General features: G+C 65.7%; 1 protein-coding gene and 1 other annotated feature. The gene reads left to right on the forward strand.

From position 1 onward, the window contains the following. The first annotated feature begins 54 nt into the window (after positions 1–54). A protein-coding gene (locus M2432_RS27855; protein WP_280830084.1) for an IS3 family transposase occupies positions 55–1,319 on the forward strand; the annotation gives its coding sequence in 2 pieces (ribosomal slippage) (positions 55–361 and positions 361–1,319; 1,266 coding nt in all). Beyond that, positions 357–488, forward strand: a sequence feature (AL1L pseudoknot). (Overlaps the previous gene by 132 nt.) Positions 1,320–1,350: the final 31 nt, after the last annotated feature.

Here is a 1,350-nt window from a genome sequence, read left to right on the forward strand (position 1 = left end):
TGAAACGCCCTGGAAATCCCGGAGGCTCCTGACCTTGGAAACGAGGATGCAGGTATGCCCACGGAACCGTCATCAGGGAAGAAGCCGACCAGTCGCAGGTATAGCCCGGAGGAGAAGGCCGCCGCGGTGCGGATGGTCCGCGCTCTGCGCGCGGAGTTGGGCGCCGAGCAGGGCACGGTGTCACGGGTGGCCCGCCAGCTGGGCTATGGGGTGGAGTCGGTGCGGTCCTGGGTGCGCCAGGCCGATATCGATGACGGGTATGCGCCCGGGGTGTCCACCGCGGAGTCGGCGCGGATCAAGGAACTCGAACAGGAGAACCGAGAACTTAAGCGCGCCAACGAGATTTTGAAGCGAGCGGCCAGTTTCTTCGGCGCGGAGCTCGACCGCCAACACAAGAAATAGTCGACTTCATCGACGCTCACCGCGAGGAATTCGGGGTCGAGCCCATCATCACCGTCCTGCGCAGTGCAGGGGTGGCGGTGGCCCCGAGCACCTACTACGACACCAAGACCCGCCCCCTGTCGGCACGCGCGCAGCGTGAGGCCGAACTGAGGCCGGCCCTGGTGGCGCTCTGGGAGGACAACTACCGCGTCTACGGCGCCCGCAAGCTGTGGAAAGCCGCTCGGCGGGCCGGCCATGCCGTCGGCCGGGATCAGGTGGCCAGGCTGATGCGCGGTGCCGGCATCTGCGGGGCGGGGCGCGGCAAACGGGTCCGCACCACCAAACCCGACTTGGCTGCGGCTCGGCACCCTGATTTGGTCCAGCGGCAGTTCACCGCGGCCGCGCCGAACCAGCTCTGGGTGACGGATCTGACGTTCGTTCCGACCTGGGCCGGGGTGGCGTACGTCTGTTTCATCGTCGATGCCTACTCGCGGATCATCGTCGGGTGGCGGGTGGCCTCCCACATGCGCACCTCGATGGTGCTCGACGCACTCGAGATGGCCCGCTGGTCACGTGGAAACACGTTGCCCGGCTTGACATGTCACTCTGACGCCGGATCGCAATTCACCTCCATCCGATACGGCGAACGACTCGCCGAGATCGGCGCAGTCCCGTCGATCGGATCGATCGGGGACAGCTTCGACAACGCTCTGGCCGAGACCGTGAACGGCTACTACAAAGCCGAACTGATCTACGGGCCAGCCCGCAGCGGGCCGTGGAAAACCGTCGAGGACGTCGAGCTGGCCACCCTGGGCTGGGTCTACTGGCACAACACCAGCCGCCTGCACGGCTACCTCAACGACGTTCCACCTACCGAGTACGAAGCCGCGTTCTACGATGCCCAACGGAACGACCAACCCCTGGTCGAAATCCAATAGCACGAGCCTCCGGGGAAACCAGGGCGTTTCA

The sequence above is a fragment of the Mycobacterium sp. OTB74 genome (assembly GCF_029892685.1).
GTDB lineage: Bacteria > Actinomycetota > Actinomycetes > Mycobacteriales > Mycobacteriaceae > Mycobacterium.